Origin of the sequence: Lapidilactobacillus wuchangensis (assembly GCF_003946645.1) — a bacterium.
Classification (GTDB): Bacteria; Bacillota; Bacilli; order Lactobacillales; family Lactobacillaceae; genus Lapidilactobacillus; species Lapidilactobacillus wuchangensis.
Map to the genome: position 1 here is coordinate 29,390 of NZ_RHOU01000007.1, position 18,850 is coordinate 48,239.

The 18,850-nt window shown below is 35.2% G+C and carries 15 protein-coding genes; 1 reads left to right on the top strand and 14 read right to left on the bottom strand.

Annotated elements, in window-relative coordinates; all coding sequences use genetic code 11:
• Positions 1 to 84 precede the first annotated feature (84 nt).
• The 3 genes from EKM82_RS07065 to EKM82_RS07075 all read right to left on the bottom strand — a co-directional run bounded on the left by EKM82_RS07065 (position 85) and on the right by EKM82_RS07075 (position 3,156).
• Positions 85 to 909, bottom strand: a complete 825-nt coding sequence (locus EKM82_RS07065) for a carbohydrate ABC transporter permease (RefSeq protein ID WP_125767599.1) — start codon at positions 907 to 909, stop codon at positions 85 to 87.
• Positions 896 to 1,765, bottom strand: coding sequence for a carbohydrate ABC transporter permease (locus EKM82_RS07070; RefSeq protein WP_125767600.1), 870 nt, complete (start codon positions 1,763 to 1,765; stop codon positions 896 to 898). Before EKM82_RS07070 ends, EKM82_RS07065 begins: the two co-directional genes overlap by 14 nt.
• Positions 1,766 to 1,830: 65 nt before the next feature.
• Positions 1,831 to 3,156: an ABC transporter substrate-binding protein gene (locus EKM82_RS07075; RefSeq protein WP_164508164.1), complete on the bottom strand. Its 1,326-nt coding sequence runs from the start codon at positions 3,154 to 3,156 to the stop codon at positions 1,831 to 1,833.
• 292 nt (positions 3,157 to 3,448) lie between these two features.
• Here EKM82_RS07075 and EKM82_RS07080 point away from each other — a divergent pair, with 292 nt between their 5' ends.
• Positions 3,449 to 4,429: a LacI family DNA-binding transcriptional regulator gene (locus EKM82_RS07080; protein ID WP_125767602.1), complete on the top strand. Its 981-nt coding sequence runs from the start codon at positions 3,449 to 3,451 to the stop codon at positions 4,427 to 4,429.
• Positions 4,430 to 4,529: 100 nt separating this feature from the next.
• Here the strand turns inward: EKM82_RS07080 and EKM82_RS07085 are convergent, their stop codons facing one another.
• The 11 genes from EKM82_RS07085 to EKM82_RS07135 form a co-directional block, all read right to left on the bottom strand.
• Complete coding sequence (locus EKM82_RS07085) at positions 4,530 to 6,377, bottom strand: DUF2264 domain-containing protein (protein ID WP_125767603.1); 1,848 nt, start codon at positions 6,375 to 6,377, stop codon at positions 4,530 to 4,532.
• Positions 6,378 to 6,663: 286 nt separating this feature from the next.
• Complete coding sequence (locus EKM82_RS07090; protein WP_125767604.1) at positions 6,664 to 8,127, bottom strand: response regulator transcription factor; 1,464 nt, start codon at positions 8,125 to 8,127, stop codon at positions 6,664 to 6,666.
• Positions 8,117 to 9,901 carry a sensor histidine kinase gene (locus EKM82_RS07095; protein WP_125767605.1) on the bottom strand — a complete coding sequence of 595 codons (1,785 nt, stop codon included), beginning with the start codon at positions 9,899 to 9,901 and terminating at the stop codon, positions 8,117 to 8,119. The genes EKM82_RS07090 and EKM82_RS07095 overlap by 11 nt, the downstream gene beginning before the upstream one ends.
• A 141-nt stretch (positions 9,902 to 10,042) precedes the next feature.
• The gene (locus EKM82_RS07100) at positions 10,043 to 11,857 is read right to left on the bottom strand and encodes a glycoside hydrolase family 2 protein (RefSeq protein WP_125767606.1); all 1,815 of its coding nucleotides are present in this window, start codon (positions 11,855 to 11,857) and stop codon (positions 10,043 to 10,045) included.
• Positions 11,851 to 12,879 (bottom strand): Gfo/Idh/MocA family protein, encoded by a 1,029-nt coding sequence (locus EKM82_RS07105; protein ID WP_125767607.1) that lies wholly within the window; start codon positions 12,877 to 12,879, stop codon positions 11,851 to 11,853. Before EKM82_RS07105 ends, EKM82_RS07100 begins: the two co-directional genes overlap by 7 nt.
• An 18-nt stretch (positions 12,880 to 12,897) precedes the next feature.
• A complete protein-coding gene (locus EKM82_RS07110; protein ID WP_125767608.1) occupies positions 12,898 to 14,061 on the bottom strand; it encodes a Gfo/Idh/MocA family protein in 1,164 nt (387 codons plus the stop codon).
• A 16-nt stretch (positions 14,062 to 14,077) separates the two neighbouring features.
• Complete coding sequence (locus EKM82_RS07115; RefSeq protein ID WP_125767609.1) at positions 14,078 to 14,956, bottom strand: sugar phosphate isomerase/epimerase family protein; 879 nt, start codon at positions 14,954 to 14,956, stop codon at positions 14,078 to 14,080.
• A 19-nt stretch (positions 14,957 to 14,975) separates the two neighbouring features.
• Entirely contained in the window at positions 14,976 to 15,674 is a 699-nt protein-coding gene (locus tag EKM82_RS07120; RefSeq protein WP_125767610.1) for a hypothetical protein, read from the bottom strand.
• A 5-nt stretch (positions 15,675 to 15,679) separates the two neighbouring features.
• Positions 15,680 to 16,552: a carbohydrate ABC transporter permease gene (locus EKM82_RS07125; RefSeq protein ID WP_125767611.1), complete on the bottom strand. Its 873-nt coding sequence runs from the start codon at positions 16,550 to 16,552 to the stop codon at positions 15,680 to 15,682.
• A gap of 1 nt (position 16,553) precedes the next feature.
• Positions 16,554 to 17,417, bottom strand: a complete 864-nt coding sequence (locus EKM82_RS07130; protein WP_125767612.1) for a carbohydrate ABC transporter permease — start codon at positions 17,415 to 17,417, stop codon at positions 16,554 to 16,556.
• A gap of 119 nt (positions 17,418 to 17,536) precedes the next feature.
• Positions 17,537 to 18,841, bottom strand: a complete 1,305-nt coding sequence (locus EKM82_RS07135; protein ID WP_125767613.1) for an ABC transporter substrate-binding protein — start codon at positions 18,839 to 18,841, stop codon at positions 17,537 to 17,539.
• Positions 18,842 to 18,850 lie beyond the last annotated feature (9 nt).

Genomic DNA, 18,850 nt, shown 5'->3' on the forward strand with positions numbered 1-18,850 from the left:
TTAATGCCTAAAATCAATCTTTAAAAATAAACTCCTATTAACTTCAGAATATATCTCAGTTAATAGAAGTCTATTTAAACTATTTTATTTAATACCTGCTGACATTTCGGTACTCTTAAATTTACTTTGTACCCAAACATAAAGCAAAAGTATTGGTAACACAGAAGTTGCCAGCGCCGCCATCATGGCACCATAATTCAAATCATCTTGTGATGCTTGCGTAATATTCCGAACAACAAGTGGTACCACAAACTTGTTTGAATCTGAAATCATGACTAATGGGTAAATATAAGAATTCCAATAGCCCATGAAAATCAACATTCCTGAAGCAATAATATTGGGTTTTAACAGTGGCACAACAATTCTGAAGAATATTAATCCTTCCTTAGCACCATCAATTCGAGCAGCCTCAATTAATTCATACGGAAATGAATCAGCATATTGTTTCATAATAAATACGGCATTAGCAGATGCAATCAGTGGCAATATAATCCCAGCATATGAATTTGTTAAACCAACTTTACTAAAGATTAGGAATGTTGGAATCAAAACGGCAAATCCCGGAATCATACGCGATAGCATGATCATAGAAAATATAAATTTATTACCAACAAATTTATATTTGGCCAACGTATAACCAGCTAATGTTGTCACAAAGGTTGAGACGATTGTGCCAATAACTGTCACCACGATACTATTCCAGATCACGCGGAAATACTGATAATTATCTAGCAGATATTTCATATTCTTGCCGAAATATTTGCTAATTCTAAAGTCGATTGTTTTACTTAAAATAATCGTGTTGTTTTGCGTTGAAGCAATTAACATGTAGATATAAGGTATTAGAAATAAAATTCCGCCAATAATTAAACAAATATAAATGCCAACGTGTTTTTTATTTTGTTTCATCTTTTTTACCTACCTTAAATTGAATAAAGGATAAAATTGCTGAAACCAATACCATACTCCAAGCAATTGCGGAGGCTTTACCAAAATCAATCATTTCAAAACTTGTTTTATATAAATTAACACCAACAGTTAAGGCAATACTACCTGGCCCATAAGTATTACTGTACATAATATTAGGAATTTCGAACGTATTTAATCCGTTGATGGTAGCTAAGACGGTACTTAATAAAATAACTGGTTTCAATAACGGCACGGTGATATGAAAGAATTTAACCCACGCAGATGCGCCATCAATATCAGCACTCTCATAAATTTCCTTATCAACACCCTGTAATCCGCCCAAGAAAAGAATGGTATAGTAACCAACGCCTTGCCAAATAATGACAATAAACATGGCAATGCGGCCCCAAAACGGATCAGACAGCCAAGGAACTGGACCAGCACCGAAAAGATGCAAGAAAGAATTAATTATCCCCATTGGGTTGTAAAAAGTCATAAATACTGAAGCAACTGCAACTAATGAGGTAACAGTTGGTAAATAATAAACTGTTTTGAAAAAACCTTGACCTTTAATTGTTGGATTATTCAGTAAGACTGCAAAGAAAATCGCCAATAAAATTATGAAGGGAATTGTTCCTACCATAATAATTAAGACGTTTAAATAAGATTGCAGAAACATAGGATCGCGAAAAAGTGCCTTAAAGTTCGCTAATCCCACAAAAGTAATGCTGTCACCTTGAATACTCATAAAACTAAAAAATAATGAAATGATAATCGGGATTAAAATAGTTAACACAAATAATAATAAAAATGGACTAAGAAAAAGATAAGGTGTTTTTCTGATTGATTTATCCATGTGCGAGCTTGCCTCCTGAGAACAACGATTTTTTTTAAATTTAACGCCTAGTATTTCGTCGCTGTTTAATTCACTTTAACGTTATATTTTTGGGCAAGTTGTTCTGAGTTTTTCTTCAATTGTGCGTTTAAATCGCCTTTCTTCCAGTAATCGTAAACAGCCATTTTAAGATAGTTGTTAGCATCGCTAGCATATGGATATTGATAAACCACAATTGCATTATTTCCAGCTTGTTTAATAACGTCAAAAATCTTTTGATTACCAAAGAATGGATATTCGGCCTTACCAGCCTTGCTATCATAAGTACTCTTAGTTGCTGCTGCACTCCCCCGAGCCAACAAGTCTGCCTGTGACGCCTTATCAGTAATGGCAAATTTTAATAATTGTAAAGCAGCAGTTTTGTTCTTAGAATTAGCGCCAACATACCAAGATGAACCACCATTAACAGGATTCTTACCTTGATCATCAGCACTGTAACCAACAATTGTCCGCATCCGCCATAAGCCAGATTGCTTTGGATAATTTACTGTCATATTACCGGCTAACCAAGTACCTTCAATAATCACGGCACTGTCTTGAAACATTGGGTAACGATCTTTATCGCTTGAATAATAAGAAACTGTGCCAGACTTTTTCAATTTATCAACAATTTTAATGGCATTTTTAGTTGCTGTACCTGTCATGTTGACGTTACCCTTTTTATCAATCAAGGGCACATTCTGCTGTTGCATAATAATAGTGACCAATGAAGTTTCACCATTTGCATCTAATGCAAGCAAGCTCTTACCAGTTTTCCTTTTAATAATTTTACCGGCGGCAATCAATTCATCCCAATCCTTGATTTTTGCTGCATCAATGCCAGCCTTTTCAAAGATATCATGACGATAAAACATTGTTACCATACCTAAATCTTGTGGTACACCGAAAAGATCATGATTAGGTGCAGTTGCTTTTAGAGATGAGGTCTTCGTTGAATAAATAAGTTTGCCAATTTGATTTTCCATGCCATTACTGGTTAAGTTTTCAAATGATTTCGGGAATTTTTTTAGAATACCAGTAATGTCACTGTCTTGAATAAATGAAATATCCGGCAAGACTTCATGACCAACTAATAAAGGTGTTAGTTTTTGAGTAATCGCAGTTGGTGCCACATCTGTTGTCTTCAAATTAATTTTCGTATCATATTTTTTGTTGTAACGATCAACCACTCCATTTAACCAATCAGTGTTTTTTCCTTTCGGAGCGTATACTTTTAAATCCGCATTTTTAACCCGTGCTGCAGTTGAAAAATTACTACTTGAAGATTTATCACTGGCCTCTTTTTTACCACAACCACCTAGAACCAATACCAATGCCGCAATTGTTAAACCTAAAAAACCTTTTTTCTTCACTTCAATCAACCCTTCTCCATTGAAAATAAGTTTGCTTTCCTTAACTTAAACGTTTAAGTTAAAAGGTATATTTCATGCATGTAAGCGTGACCACAACCAGAATAATAATAGATTAGCTTGCTATAGTCAAGACTATTTTGTAAAATTAATCATAAAGTTTGGCAAATTCAAACAAAATGCCTGTAATTAACTTAATCGTTTAAGCAAAACTGATTTGGTGGTTTACTCATTGTTAGTTAAAATCCATTCATAGTAGTAGACTATAACTATCAGATTGTCTAGGAGTTTCATAATGAAAAAAACAAGTTTAAAACAAATCGCTGAAATTGCTCAGGTCTCTGTTGCCACGGTTTCATATGCCTTAAATGACAGCTCACAAGTTGGTGAGGTCACTAAGGCTAAAATTAAAAAAATTGCTGCTGATTTAAATTATGTTCCCAATTTATCAGCCCAGAATTTGCGTACCAATGATTCTAATATCGTTTGTGCTGTCGTCAATACCTATCAAGGTAACTTTAATGGTGATGTTATCCAGGAAATTCAGGATATTTTTGCACAGAAAAAGTATCAACTATTAGCAGTTAGTGGTAGCATTCCGAATTTCGTTAAAACTGATATGGTTGACGGCTTAATTGTTCTGAATTATCGCTCTGATGAGGCAGAATTACGTCGAATTGCCTATGATTTACATAAACCGACAATTTTTATGACCAATGAAATTGCAGCGAAAAAAACAGCCAATGTAATTATCAATAATGAATTAGGCATTAAATATTTATTTGAAACCTTATCTAAGTCCGTTCACCGAAATATATGTATTATTACTGGTGATAATAATTCATATAACAGCCAGCAACGACTGAAAGCTGCCAGAAAATACTATAAAAAATTCTATAAACATGACGATTTTGACAGCCACGTTTATAGTGGTGATTTCGATCCTAACACTACTTATCAGTTAGGTCGTCACTTTCTTGAACAAAACACATACAATGCCTATCTTTGTTTTAACGACGACATGGCTCTAGGAATTTACCACGCTGCTAGTAGTCTAAATAAGACAGTTGGTGAGGATCTCAGTGTTGTTGGTTTTGATGACTCCTACGTATCCAGCGTTGTTTCCCCTGGACTAACCACTATCAAAGTTAATAAAAAAACTTGGGCCGAAGAAGTTGTCGATCAATACTTTAAGATTAAATCAAATTCTAATTATCCTGAAACTATCGAGCTAATCCCTGAATTGATTCTTCGAGACTCAGTTAAACTAAAATAAACGCCAACTATCACATTGCCGATCAACATATAGTAATAGAGCAGCTGATTCCTTTGAAATCAGCTGCTCTATTACTATCCCGTTAAATTTAATTCACGTGTTAGATTTCGGCGAGAGGTATTAGGAATACTGCTTGACCAATTCGGCCATGAAAAATATTACCTGATAATGTCGCTTTAATTTCTGGTAAACCAGCAAATTTGTGTTCATTAGCTGCACCGAGACAAGCAGAAAATAAAATATGTTTACCGCTTGCCAACTGTCCTCGTAAAATCGGTAAAATTGTCCGGGCATAGCACAAGTTAGTATTCGGTTCTGGTAATTCCAATTTTGTTTCAGAATTGCCATTTAAATCGACGATCCCAATCGTACCCACGGAAGAATCATAAAAACTGCCTTGGTTGGTTTCAATCGCTTGCCCGTCAACTGGCGCACTGAAAGATCCCTCAACATAATTTAAAGTGCGACCAGTTTCGATGACATGTACCCGGAAATGCCAAGGGTAACAAGGAATAATAAAGTTTTTAATTTTAACGTCAGGCCATGGCTGCCACAATGAATAAACATATTGCTCATGGACTTGGTAATCCTGATAACCAAAGGCAGTCTGATAACCGAACCCATTATCGGATAGTGCCAAGGTGTTGTCGAAAGCCCCTTGATGAACTAACATGTCACCTTTTTTAACACTAAAGCCAAAAGTTGTGGAGTAAACATATTTTTCATATTTTGACTCGCCATGAGCGTGCTCGTGAGAATGTTGGCCGGCAGTAAAAGCCTGCAATTCGTCACCCGCCGGATCATGAATCATTAACATCCGCGAATAAGGATTAACAGTTTGTTCAACAAATTTCGGCTGAACTTCAGCAGCTTGCCAAAACTCATCATCGTCAGGCAATGCGAGGGCAATAAAGTTTTTCAAGGCCCAATAAGGTGAGCCCGGCGCATTGTAACCTTCCGCCATTACTAAATTAGGATACATATAGCCGATTGTTAGCAAACCACTATCTGAAAAGATTGGCTTGCTAAACCAGTGGCGCATATTTTGTAATAACAAATACTTCTGTTCGCCAAGCGTCACCCCATTTAAAGCTAACTTGGCAAATGCACTAACTGCCCAGAAACCTGATTGTGCAAAACGATAAGTTAAACTCCGGCCAAATGGCAGTGCTGCCCCAGAGTTGACAAACCAATTTTTGAAAGTGGCGGCAAATTGACTGGCCCGATCACGAAACAGTTGCAAATGTGGATTCCCTGATTGCTGCCCTAGCACCGCGTACAACACACCATAATATTGCATGCCGAAAGGAATATAATAATCGATTTGGTTAGGATAGCCGTCAAAATACCAGCCATCATTTAAATAAAAACTATCAAGTTTAGCTAAATCACGGTCGATTGCCGTTGAATCAGTGAGCAACCCTGCCTGCTCAAAGAAATTATTAACCAAGACTCGGAAAAATAACCAGTTGGTATCAGGTATTTTGTATTGATTGATCTGATTAAGCCAAGTGAAAATATGCTGTTGATCAGTCGCAGTTAATTCATCCCAGAAGAAATCCTTAGTCAACGTCAACATGGTCGCCAGCGAACCCATTTCAACAAATAATTGGTCATAAGGATGCAATTCACCCCAATAAAATTCCGATTCTGGATTGACACCTGCTAAAATCCCTTGGCAAGCCAAGTCATAATAATATTGATGCTGCTGGGCCCGTTCTGGCGTACTACATAACGGCCCTACACCCCACAGTGTTCGCATAAAGCCTTCGATATCACGCCGACTCTGTTCATAAACCGAACCACTATCACCTAAATGAACGCGACCTGGTGTTTTTTCGGTTTCAATAATGTGATAAACCGGCGCCAATATTGTCAATAAAGCTTGCTCATAATCAGCCCGCGTCTTCAACGGATTCTGTTGTAATTCTTTGTTGTATGCTGTCATGATAAAATTTAGTCTCCAATAATAACTGAACTTTAAATAAAAAAGTGTCCCTAAACGGCGTCAATTTGACCAAAATACATTTGACAGCCAATTTAGGGACACCACTATTTTTAAAAATTAGAATAATTTCTATATAGGAAAACCGATTTCTGATTACGTTTTCAATATATACTATTCATTAATTAAAATCAAGATACTAATGAACGGTAGCCGTACATTAATATTATTGATAAATATCAAAAGTTTTAGAATGTATTATCTAGTAATCAAATAGATTTTCTAATCATTAGTTTAATTTAGATGGTTGGCGATTTTTTAAATTATTACAATACTGATGGGGAGTTAAGTGGAAAAAGCGTTTGAACTGCTGACTAAAATAATCTGGATTATTTTCAAACCCAACTAACACCGCAACTTCATAAATCTTATAATTTTTCTGTAATAATTCCGCAGCATTTTGCATTCTTACTCGTAACAAAACATTTGAAAACTTTTCACCAGAAATCTGCAAATACTTCTTTCCTAAATAATCCGCATTTAAAAATAAAAGATTATTTGAAATCCATTTTAACGATAAATCGCTAAATCCATATTGTTCACGAATAATCGTATTCAAGTTCCCAACAATATCGACTTTCTGAAGTTGGCTATTATTAAGATCACTCAATTCTTTCATAGCCCTTTTGACGACGATTATTACACTTGTAATATCCTTCGTACCTAATACTTCTTTAGTTAATTCTGCTATCAGATCTTTTGGTAAGTCGGCCTTAATCATCTGATTATATAGCTGTCTTTCAAGGTTTCTTCTAAATATATTTGGTTCGATACCACACTCACAGCATTTATCTCCAAAAGCAGTAAACAGATAGCTTATATCATGCAGTCCTTGACCAGCCATACTTCTTTTCAGTTGAAGATACAATTGTGTAAATAACTTTGTCTGCTTGACTTCTTCATCGATAATCTCATTCACAAACATTTTAGGGTGTTGTAAATAAAAATCAAAGTTGGTTATTCTTTTACTCATTAAAAATTTATTCTTAATGTTACTGATAGTCGTATCCGTATAAAATGAAATTGCAATTGGTTCACCATGAATATTATTTGCTATTTTTCGAAATAAAACGCCATAATCTATTCTTGTAAACAAACAGTATAAAACATTACCAGAACGATTAATGCGACAATATTTGTAATTATTTTTATTCAAGTAGTCATCAATTAAATCATGCAATTTGGAAAATTTTAATTCCGAAAAAACAAGCAAATCAAACGATGGAATCCTAATACTTACCTTCTGGCACTCATCAAAAAGAACATTCTCAAGTATTTCTTTTAGTTTTAATTCTCTTTCAATCGTATGTTGCTGCCAATCCTTGATACATTCTTCAATGCTGTGGCATAACATTGAAGGCAACACTGGTTTTTCAATAAAGTATTTCACACCATAGTTCATAGCTTCTTGTGCGTAAGTCAGGCTACCATAACCGGTGAATACTATTACTTCTGCAGTGATACTTCTCTTTTTTAATTCACCTAAGAGCTGCAATCCACTAATTTTGGGCATTTTTATATCAGTTAAAATGATATCAACTTGATTTTCTGATAAATATTTCAATGCCGAACTACTTGAATAAAAAACATCACAAATATTAACCGGCAGATTACTTCGTCTAATGATCATTTCAATCCCGTTGGCATTTAGTCGTTCGTCATCAATGATGATTAATCTGGGCTCACTGTTCATTTGAATTATCCTTTCTAACTATTGGTAACCAAATTAACACATTTGTTACTTCATGCGGTGCGGATTGAATACTAATACCCGCTTTATCACCGTACAAAAGCTTTAGTCTTGATGAAATATTGTGAATTCCTACTCCTGTTGATTCCGATGTAACATTACGCGGATCAAATCCCTCACCATCGTTGAATACCTTTATTATTAATTTTTGTTTTACCAATCTAACCCTAATCGTAATTTTGACTGGACGATCCGACTTCTCAACACCATATTTAACCGCATTTTCAACAATTGGCTGAATCGTTAGTTTCGGTATTTGAATATTTTCTAGAGTAGTACTCCCGGGCAAATTAACTTTAAAAACAAGTCGTTCGCCAAATCTGATACTCTGAATTTTAATATAGGCTTGAACGATATTTAATTCATCTACAATTGAATTATATTGTACCTTCGGATTTGCTTTTTCACGTAGTAAAAATGCTAATGAAGTGACTACTTGTGAAACTTCCTCATCTTCATGATTTAAAGCAATCCAATTAATTGAATTTAAAGTGTTGTATAAAAAATGAGGATCAATTTGTGCCATTAAATATTTGTTTTCCATTTCCTGTGTCAATACTTGTGACTGATAGTCTTTAATAACTAATCGATCTATTTCGTCAAGTAATCGCTCAAAACTCTTATACAAAGAACCAATTTCATCCCGTCGCTTGACTCCGGGAAGTTTAACAATTTGATCGTGTAGAACATCCAAATTCTTAGAATTACTAAAAAGTTGCATATTGTCAGCTAAAACATTTATCGGTGTAATGAGACGATTCAAAAAATAATTAGCTGCATATATGCAAAGCACAATGATCAAAAAAATTATTAAAAGCAAAATAATGGTAACAATTATTATTTTTGCAATTATCAAACGATTCAAAATAAAGTAATTAATAACAAATGACCTATTAGCAATCGTAATTAAATCGGAAAGGACATAATATCTGTGATGATAGATGTGTATGAACTTATAATCCTTAGTCGATTTATTTTGAAGTGCTCTTTCAGCAGTTACCAATCTGCTTGGTATTGTTGAATAACTTTGTTCTTCATTACTTATGACTAAAAAGTCTTCATTCGAGAAAATGCCAGAATCACGCATAAAATCATCAATATAATTCAGATCTACCGTAAACACTAGTACGCCAATGGGGCGCATAATCAATTTTCGTGTATCAAAAAGATTATGAACAAAGACGGCCTTATGACTCGTTTTGTCAAAAAACCAAGCGCCTTCTTCTGAATCATTTTTGATACTGCCCAAATAATTCTTAATTTTATATTCACCAATATATTGATCTAGTTGCTCCTTATTTCCTAATAAAACTTGCTTATTTTGGTCAAAGAGAACCCATGAGTTTACTTTAGAACTTGCAACTAACCAACCCATTTCTCGATCTATATTAAATAGCGTCTTATATTTTTCATTTTGAGATATCCCAGCGTGATTCACTGATTCCAATTGCTCTTGTAGTCTTGTATCCTGGTGAAAAGCCGTTATTAGCTCTTCAACTCGAGAGAAACTATTCTTTATGTCGTTAGATAAAACCGCTAATTGATCGCGATTACTCTTATAAGTTTCCTGAGCAACCATCGAAACCAAAACACTACCAACGCCAATTAATAATATTGTTACGATAGTTATTAGGCCATAAAATAACATTCGTAATTTCGTCTTTAACGACAGCACTGCAAATTTCTTACTTATTTTTGTATTATTTATCCATTGCATTTTTAATCCTACACTTTTGCATGATTCATTATTTAGACAAGACCCATAATAGTTTAATTATATCAAAACGCTTACATTTTGATTTGAGTAAATTCAAAAAAACTCGTTTTATCTATATTAGATTTAACGAGTTCATTATTTTTATTTGACTTCACATTGGTTATTAATTTGAATTGTCGATAAATGATATTGATTATTAATTGCCCTTATTCTTTCAAGCGGGACCTTCAATTGCCGGTCATAAGTTAAAAGGCCGTTAATTTCTTGCTCTACATCGGTTAACTGAGTATAACAAAAGCCCCACAGTATCTCTGAACTATATATATCCTTGAGTAGCCGCTCATATTCATGTAGAAAATCTTCTTCACTATGAACAGCTGTATATCCCCAGCCTTGTTGTTGACTCTTTTGATAGCTAATACCACCAAACTCACTTAAGATAAATGGCTCTCCTTGCCAATGAAAACCATCTGCATAAATTCGTTTCCCAGCCGGGTAGTAACTGAGTAATTGGTTTAAATCACTTAACGTCTTCTTAAATTCAAGTTGTTGTTCCGCTTCCCCCACTTTTCCATGGGCATAATTATGAATCGTACAAAGGTCTGTCTCTGTCTGACTCCAACCATCATTTGAAATAACTAAACGCGTTGAATCTAAGCTTTTAATTTGATGGAAAAGTGCCTGTGAGAAATGCTGTTGTTGTCGATTTCTTTGGATATTAGGAACACCCCAACTCTCATTTAATGGTACCCACGTCACGATACTAGGATGATTATAATCACGATCAACTATTTGATTCCAGACGTTTATTAACCGCGTGGCAGCATCATTTGTATAAGATGGAAACGATGCACACTCCTCCCATACTAAGAATCCTAGGCGATCTGCCCAATATAAAAATCTTGGATCCTCCACTTTCTGATGCTTGCGACAACCATTAAATCCCATGCTTTTCGCTAGTTGTATATCTTTAATAAAGGCCTCATCGCTGGGAGCCGTTAATAATCCATCTGGCCAATAGCCCTGATCAAGGACAAGTTTTTGATAATAAGGTTGATTATTCAAATAGACCATACCATTTTTTTGGCTTATCTTCCTCATACCAAAATAACTTGAGACTTTATCCAGTTCCTCAGTACCATCAACAAGTACTAGTTTTAAATCAAATAAATTAGGGTGTTCTGGCGTCCAAGACCATCCGGGACGATGATAGCTTGTTCGAAAAATATGGTTCTGAAAAAGATCAACATTGACAGTCATTACGGCTTGATTAGCATTTATTGTACCGATAAAGTCCTGTTCTTCTTTCATGCTAATTGCATATTTTATTTTCAACCCAGATTGAAAATTACTTAAGTGTATTTTAATTTGAACAGTGCCATCATCAAAATTGGGTGTAATAAAAAGTTTTTTAATATGTGTTACAGCAACTTCTTCAAGCCAAACGGTCTGCCAAATACCCGTTGTATTCGTATACCAAATAGCTGTCGGCGGCTCTTCCCATGACTGCTTGCCTCGTGGAATACTTTCATCTTGATGATAATCCTCGACCCGCACCACTAGGTTATTGGTTCCGCTAGTAACAGCAGTAGTAATATTAACAGCAAAGCTTGTTTCGCCACCATCATGTTTTTCCACTAACTGACCATTAACAAAAATACTAGCTGAATAATCAACCGCGCCAAAATGTAATAAATATTCTTTTTCCGATTTTTTATTAATCGAAAATGTTCGTTGGTACCAAACAACATCGTGTACATTCCGAACTTCAAGGCCACTAAGTTTACTTTGATAGACAAAGGGAACATTTATCTTGGATTGAAAGATATCACTTTGTTCAGACCAACCATCTTCCAAACCAACATTTTGATCATCAAAACAAAAATTCCATTCTCCATTTAAATTTTGCCAAGAATCTCTTTGAAATTGTGGTTGTGGATATTCTTTTTTTAACAATTATTTTCACCTACATAATTATTTAATTTTACCCAAGAATTCGTTCGATCAGATTCATATATTGCTCTTACAATCTCTAAAGACCGCGCAGCATCAATACAAGGTAGATAACTCGTTAATGCATTAGTATGACCTACTATCTTATCAAGAAATGTCTCAAATAATTTTTGGTGGCCAATTCCCCAATAATTCTTGCCTACTGTAGGCTTCTGTTTATTTATTAGTACAGGTTCATCGTTAATATAAAGTGAATTGGCAGATAATTTAATTTTTGCTAATTCGAAATCAAACAACATTTGAGGTTGTGGATCAGACGAATAGTCATTGCTCGCAAAAATAACAATTGGAATGTTATTAGGGAGTATTCCCGTGGCCATTGCTGAATCTTCCACTTCAATCGTATCATCGAGGGAAGCCGTCATTATTTTTCCTTTAATTTTCACTGGCATCCCGGCCAACCAATAAATTTCATCAATCGTATGAATGGCTTGATTTATCAAAACGCCGCCGCCTTCAGTGGACCAACGTCCCTTCCAATTTGTCGAGTTATAATAGTTTGCATCACGATGCCACGTTACGATGCCACTAACCCCGCGCAATTTACCAAATTGATTATTTAATATTTCCCTTTTCAGTTCAATCATTGCCGGATTAAACCTATTTTGATAACAAACAGTGTACTGACAATCACTGTTCTGTATGGCCGCAACAACCATTTGGGCTTCGGCCATATTAATGGCCATAGGTTTTTCACAGATGACATTCTTTTTATTATTCAGCGCCATAATTGCCATTTTGGCGTGTAAAAAATGAGGCGTGGCAATCGTGACAACATCGATAGTATCATCATGTAACAGCTCCTGGAATGAAGCATAAAATCGGCAAAAATGGGTTCTCGCAAAATATTTACCTTTATCTATATCGATATCACAACAAGCCACTAGATTGGCATTTTTTATATTCTTAATTGCTTCCGCATGCACAGCAGCAATTGAGCCACATCCAATTATTCCGAAATTCATTTTTAACAACTTCCCATATTAATATGTGTTTTTCGTATTTAAAATCCTGCTTTCAGTCTTTTTCACTTGTGAATTAGCAATATGATCCTCCAAGTGTTTTAAGAACCGATCTTCGTCAATAGGCAGATCAATCCATTGCTGGCCTTCCCAGGTTGATAAATAAATTGCATTTGAAATTGATAGGCCATAAATTCCATCACTGGCAGGACTTAATAATTCTTCACCGAATAAAATATGATTGACAAAGTTCTGGACAATTTTTTGATGGCCGGTTGTTCCGTCGAAGATAACAGGTATATCTATTTTCCATGCTTCTGGTTCTCCAAATCCACCCGTATATTCTCTATTCCAATCTCGCTCATCAGTTTGTAATTGCCAAAACTTCAGGCGCTCATCTTCAATGACGATTTTTCCCTTAGAGCCGATAATCTCAAACCGATTTGTTCCAGGAGTCTCAGTTGTGGTCGTTACAAATACGCCGGTGGCCCCATTTGCATATTCAGCATATGCCGTCACTTCTGTTTCCACTTCGACATTACGATGTTTGCCAAAATATGCAAAACCCATAATTCTACTGGGCATGCCACAAATCCACTGCCACAAATCCAGTTGGTGTGGATCTTGATTTAATAACACGCCACCGCCTTCACCAGCCCAAGTTGCCCGCCAATCACCAGAATCATAGTAACTTTGAGAGCGATACCAATTGGTGATAATCCAATTGGTTCTTCGTAATTCACCAATTTCACCATCTTCAACAAGTTGCTTTGCCTTTTGATAAACTGGATTCATCCTCTGGTTATACATTAATGCATATGTTAGTTCAGGATGTTCTTTAGAAATATCAATCGCTTCACGCACCGCCTTCGTATAAACACCGGCAGGTTTCTCACTAAGAACATGTTTACCTGCCTTAATAGCCGCCGCCGCAATCTTAGGGTGTGCGAAATGTGGTGTAGCGATAATAACCGCGTCAATGATACGGTCAGCTAATACATCATCATCATTATCAAAATATTGATATTCTTTACCATACTTTTCCTTAGCTAACTTCAATTTATTAGGATTCGTATCACAGAGAGCAACTAACTTTGCACTCTTAATTTTTCCCGCTGATAAATATCCGGCATGAAGATTGCCTATGTTACCGACACCAATAATTGCAATTTTGAGTTCTTTCATCTGGTTTCCTCCGCGATTAATGCCATTCCTGACGTAACTGATCAATTAGTATCTTTCTTAAAGCGTTACTTGCGATTGTAAATGTTCGCGCACCATTATTCTTTCCAGTATTAGTCAATGATACTGACCCATGCTCCAAATTTTCATACCCAGAAAAAGTTGCTAAATGAGGTTCAATTGACAAATAACCGTTATAATTTTCGTTAATAAGAGACTCTAAGACCTTTGCCACTTCCCCATCTCCATAACCAGCGGGGACGACTCCACCATCAATTTTATTTGCATCCTTAATATGAAGATAATCAATGTACGGCTCCAAAAGTTGAAATGCTCTTGAATATACGTCGACACCACATTGCACAAAATTGGCAGGATCGAATGCGATTCTTAGTTGTGGTGAATTTATTGTTTCTACTAAAAATAAGCAACGTTCCGGAGTATCTCCAAATATTTCTTTTTCATTTTCGTGCAATAAGGTTACTTCAGGATATTCGCGAGCAATTTCCATAAATGCTTGCCATCGCTTGATCACTTCATCTTTATACTTATCCGCAGGTTCATCTTGGGGAATATAAAAACTAAACATTCTGACATAAGGTGCCCGAAAAATCTTGGCGATTTCAAGTACATGGCGAAAAAGATTCAAGTGTGGCGTAAAGCTGTCATTAATGCCGATTTTACCAATGGGCGATCCGATACTAGAAACGGAAATGTTTTGATCATCCAGTTGCTTTTTATACTTTTTAGCTTCATCAAAAGTGAATTGACTGACATTTTTACTACCAATCCCTCGCAATTCAATATGGTGAATATTATTTGCTTGTAAAACTTGAATCTGTTCATTTAGATCAGTTGATATTTCATCAGCAAATCCTGAAATAATAAAATTGGCCATTAAAGTCGTGCCTCCGTTTTCAATTTTTATCGCGTTGAATTAATCGACTTATTCTTAAATAAAGAAACTTATATACAAGCCAGAATACGAGTTCATTTCCAAATAACAAATTAACAATGGGTGCATAGTATCCTAAACTAAGCCACAACATTAATAGCAATGCTAAAATCATCGCACTAAACAAATTGCGCCAGCTTAGAAAAACTGCCAGTTTAAGCATTGTACCCATTTCTTCAGTCCCATCATTTATAGCGGTTATCAATAAAAAAAGTACGAATGTTGCCATCATAAAAATTCCGATAATGATGAATGGAATAATCATAAATTTCAATGCTGGCGATTTGATAATCAGACTGAATTCAATAAAGTAAATTGATAGTACACTATTAATTCCCACAGAGTACCAACAAAATTTTGCAGTTAATTGTCGCCAAGTTGTTAAAAATATTTTTATATATTGGATAAACGTGTATTGATCAGCAAAATTTAGGACACGATGCATGCCGTAAAATAATGCCTTAATATTTGGGTATAGAATCAAACTGACAATTCCGTAGATAATCCCAGTTACCGGCGTAAATTTAAACGCGATATTTAAAACAATCCAAGGAATATTAAACAAGGTAAAGATTAAACTAAGCTTGAACAATTCATAGAAGTTATTAATTATTTTATGAATTGACTGAAAACCAAATGGTGCCAACAATTTATTCAGCATAAGATTTATCCTTTAATCCCACCGGCAGACATACCATCAACAAAGCTTTTCGAAGCTGAAAAGAACAAAATAAGTGATGGTAAAAGAGCAATTAACGACATTGCGATTGTTTGATTCCATGGTACAAATCCCGATGATGCATCAGTAGCCATCTTGAGTGCAATTGCAACTGGAAACTTGGAAACACTTGAAAGATATATCAACGGTTGTAGGAAATCATTCATTGACCAAATAAACTGAAACAATACCACCGTAATAATTGCTGGTTTCATCATAGGAACTAAAATCTTAATTAGAATTTGGAAGGAATTACAGCCATCTATAATTGCAGCCTCATCATACTCCTTGGGAATTCCACGCATAAACTGAACCAACATAAATACAAAGAAAGATTCTTGTGCAAATAAAGTTGGCAAAATTAATGGTACGTAAGAATCAAGCAGATGGAAATTACGCCACATGATATATAAAGGAATTCTAGTAACTACGGCTGGTAAAAATAATGTTGAAATAACAATTCCAAAGAAAAACTTCTTTCCTGGAAAATCAAATCTAGTAAACGCATAAGCTGTCAACGTACAACTTATTACGGTAAAAATAACTTTAGGAATCACTATTTTAAAAGAGTTCAAAAAGTAAGTCGTAAACGTATATTCCGTACCAGTCTTCCATCCCTTAACGTATGAACTCCAATCAATATGTTTAGGCAAAAAGCCAATCGAGCCAAATATTTCAGCATTACTTTTGAAAGAGGCCCCTAATAACCAAATTATTGGATAAATCATGATCACTGCAGTAATTATCAAAAGCACATAACGCCAAACAACATTTATTGTATGTTTACGACGAACTTTATTATTTACAGATTCTGCGTCCATACTAATTATTACCTCCGTCTGAGTAATAAACCCAACGATCTGATGTCTTAAAAATGATTAAAGCTAAAGCTGCAATTATTGTGAAAAGCACCCATGACATGGCACTGGCATAACCCATTCTAAAATTCTTAAATGCGTTATCGTAGATAATTAATGATGTAAAATAGGTCGATTTGGTTGGCCCACCATTTGTAATTAAATAAGGACCATTAAATTCTTGTAATTTATTAACCAACTGCATTACCAAATTGAAAAAGATTGTTGGTGTAATTAGCGGAATAGTAATTTTAAAGAAAATTGTCCATTTTTTTGCGCCATCCACTTGAGCCGCCTCATACAGATCTAATGGTATCTGTTGCAATGCCGACAAGAAAATCACCATTGAAGAACCAAACTGCCAAACGCCTAAGATTACTAATACAAACATGGCATTGCTAGGGGAAGATAACCAGCCAACGCCTTTCCCCCCCAAAGCTTCAATCATTTGATTAATTAATCCTTCCTTGGTAAACAGGAATTTCCACAAAATTGCTACTGCGACGTTACCACCTAAAATAGATGGCACATAATAAGCTGTTCTAAAAAAATTAATACCTTTCAACTTGAAATTCAGTATAAAGGCCAAAAATAGCGCAAAGGCTAATTGAATTGGCACAGTCAAAACTGTATATTCAACCGTCACTTTTAGTGAATTGATAAAATCTGGATCCGTCGTAAACATTTCCACGTAATTAGCGAAACCGATAAACTTTGGTTTTGAAATTAAATCATAATTAGTAAAACTATAAAATAAAGAACTAATAAATGGATACACTGTAAAAACAGCAGTTCCAATTAACCAAGGCAATAAATATAATAAGCCCATATTTTTTCGTGCTTTCAGAATACTCGCCTCCAACGTAATGAATGAAAAACTCAACACCATAAATTCTTAGAGTGTTGAGTTCTCAGATAATTGCTTTTGACACTCATCGAGTTTAAGTCTTAGTTTGTCTTACTCTTTACTTGCTTAACCGCAGCATTAACTTTAGTAATTATTTCTTTTGCTGCTTCCTTTGAACTAATCTTGCCAACGCCAAAACTATCAGTTACATCGTTGTATGCAGTTGCAATTTGACTTAACTCCATATATCTACTTTCCATTACACCAGTAGTATTTTTACTATAATTAATGGCTTTTTTAGTAATATCATCAACTTGACCATTTTTTTCTAGAATGGCTTGTGCTTTTGTATTAACTGGCAATCCGCGAGAAGTTCCCATGGCCTTGACACCATCTGGATCATTCAAAATAAAGTTTAAAAACTTAGCTGCCTCTTTAGGATGTTGTGAATGCTTAGAAATTGAAAACAACATTGTTGGTTTCTTGATGGCACCATCACTCTTAGCGTTTTCAACTTCAGGGAATGGTGGAATATCTAATTTCATACCAGTCTGTTTCAAGTTTGTGCTAAAGCTATTGAGAACGGCAGTCCAATCAAAAAATCCGGTCAATTTACCATTCAAAAATTCTTTTGTTGTTGCAATTGAATCGTGTCCGATCGTATCCATAACCCATTTTCGTGAAGGTGTCACACCACTATCAACCATCTGTTGATACCAGTCAAACCCATCTTGCAAATCTTGCTGACTATAGTTAATCTTGCCATCTTCACTTAGAAAAGTTTTACCAGTTTTTTGGGTAATATAACAAATAATGTCTAAGAAACTAGAGAATTCAATCGGATAGTAATCATCAGGTAGCGTCTTTGCGACTTTTTCCCAGCCCGTCCAAGTTTTTGGATACTCTGTAATGCCATATTTATTTAAAATATCCTTATTAACCGCAATTACTCGGGTGTTTTCTCCGTGAGGAATACCATTGAGTTTTCCATCAATATTACCGGCCTTTAATATTTCTTTAGAATAACCTGAAAGATCAATAATGTTTTTATATTTATTTAAATCTGCGAACCCTTGTCCATTTGGCGAGAAATTCAAGTACCAGTCATAATTGATTTGCATGACATCAGCTTCTGTTCCACCGGAAACTTGAGTCGCCATTTTCTGATCAAATCCGTCCCAGCCACTATATTCAGCCTTAACTTTAATGTCGGGATTCTTCTTCTCAAATGCCTTAATTGCTTTCAATGTATCCTTATGACGATCATCGTTGCCCCACCATGAAAACCGAATCGTGACTTTATCACTCTTATCACTGGAACTACTACTCTTTCCACAGGCTACAAGAGTAAGACAGGTTAACGCAGCTGCTACCACCAACGAAGCTTTTTTTAACTTACTAAGCATTTTATTTCC

Excerpts from the sequence above, each read along its gene's own strand:
- EKM82_RS07085 (WP_125767603.1), bottom strand. The coding sequence starts at position 6,377 with ATGACAGCATACAACAAAGAATTACAACAGAATCCGTTGAAGACGCGG.
- EKM82_RS07065 (WP_125767599.1), bottom strand. The coding sequence starts at position 909 with ATGAAACAAAATAAAAAACACGTTGGCATTTATATTTGTTTAATTATT.
- EKM82_RS07095 (WP_125767605.1), bottom strand. The coding sequence starts at position 9,901 with ATGCAATGGATAAATAATACAAAAATAAGTAAGAAATTTGCAGTGCTG.
- EKM82_RS07070 (WP_125767600.1), bottom strand. The coding sequence starts at position 1,765 with ATGGATAAATCAATCAGAAAAACACCTTATCTTTTTCTTAGTCCATTT.
- EKM82_RS07090 (WP_125767604.1), bottom strand. The coding sequence starts at position 8,127 with ATGAACAGTGAGCCCAGATTAATCATCATTGATGACGAACGACTAAAT.
- EKM82_RS07120 (WP_125767610.1), bottom strand. The coding sequence starts at position 15,674 with ATGCTGAATAAATTGTTGGCACCATTTGGTTTTCAGTCAATTCATAAA.
- EKM82_RS07135 (WP_125767613.1), bottom strand. The coding sequence starts at position 18,841 with ATGCTTAGTAAGTTAAAAAAAGCTTCGTTGGTGGTAGCAGCTGCGTTA.
- EKM82_RS07115 (WP_125767609.1), bottom strand. The coding sequence starts at position 14,956 with ATGGCCAATTTTATTATTTCAGGATTTGCTGATGAAATATCAACTGAT.
- EKM82_RS07130 (WP_125767612.1), bottom strand. The coding sequence starts at position 17,417 with ATGGGCTTATTATATTTATTGCCTTGGTTAATTGGAACTGCTGTTTTT.
- EKM82_RS07080 (WP_125767602.1), top strand. The coding sequence starts at position 3,449 with ATGAAAAAAACAAGTTTAAAACAAATCGCTGAAATTGCTCAGGTCTCT.
- EKM82_RS07105 (WP_125767607.1), bottom strand. The coding sequence starts at position 12,879 with ATGAATTTCGGAATAATTGGATGTGGCTCAATTGCTGCTGTGCATGCG.
- EKM82_RS07110 (WP_125767608.1), bottom strand. The coding sequence starts at position 14,061 with ATGAAAGAACTCAAAATTGCAATTATTGGTGTCGGTAACATAGGCAAT.
- EKM82_RS07125 (WP_125767611.1), bottom strand. The coding sequence starts at position 16,552 with ATGGACGCAGAATCTGTAAATAATAAAGTTCGTCGTAAACATACAATA.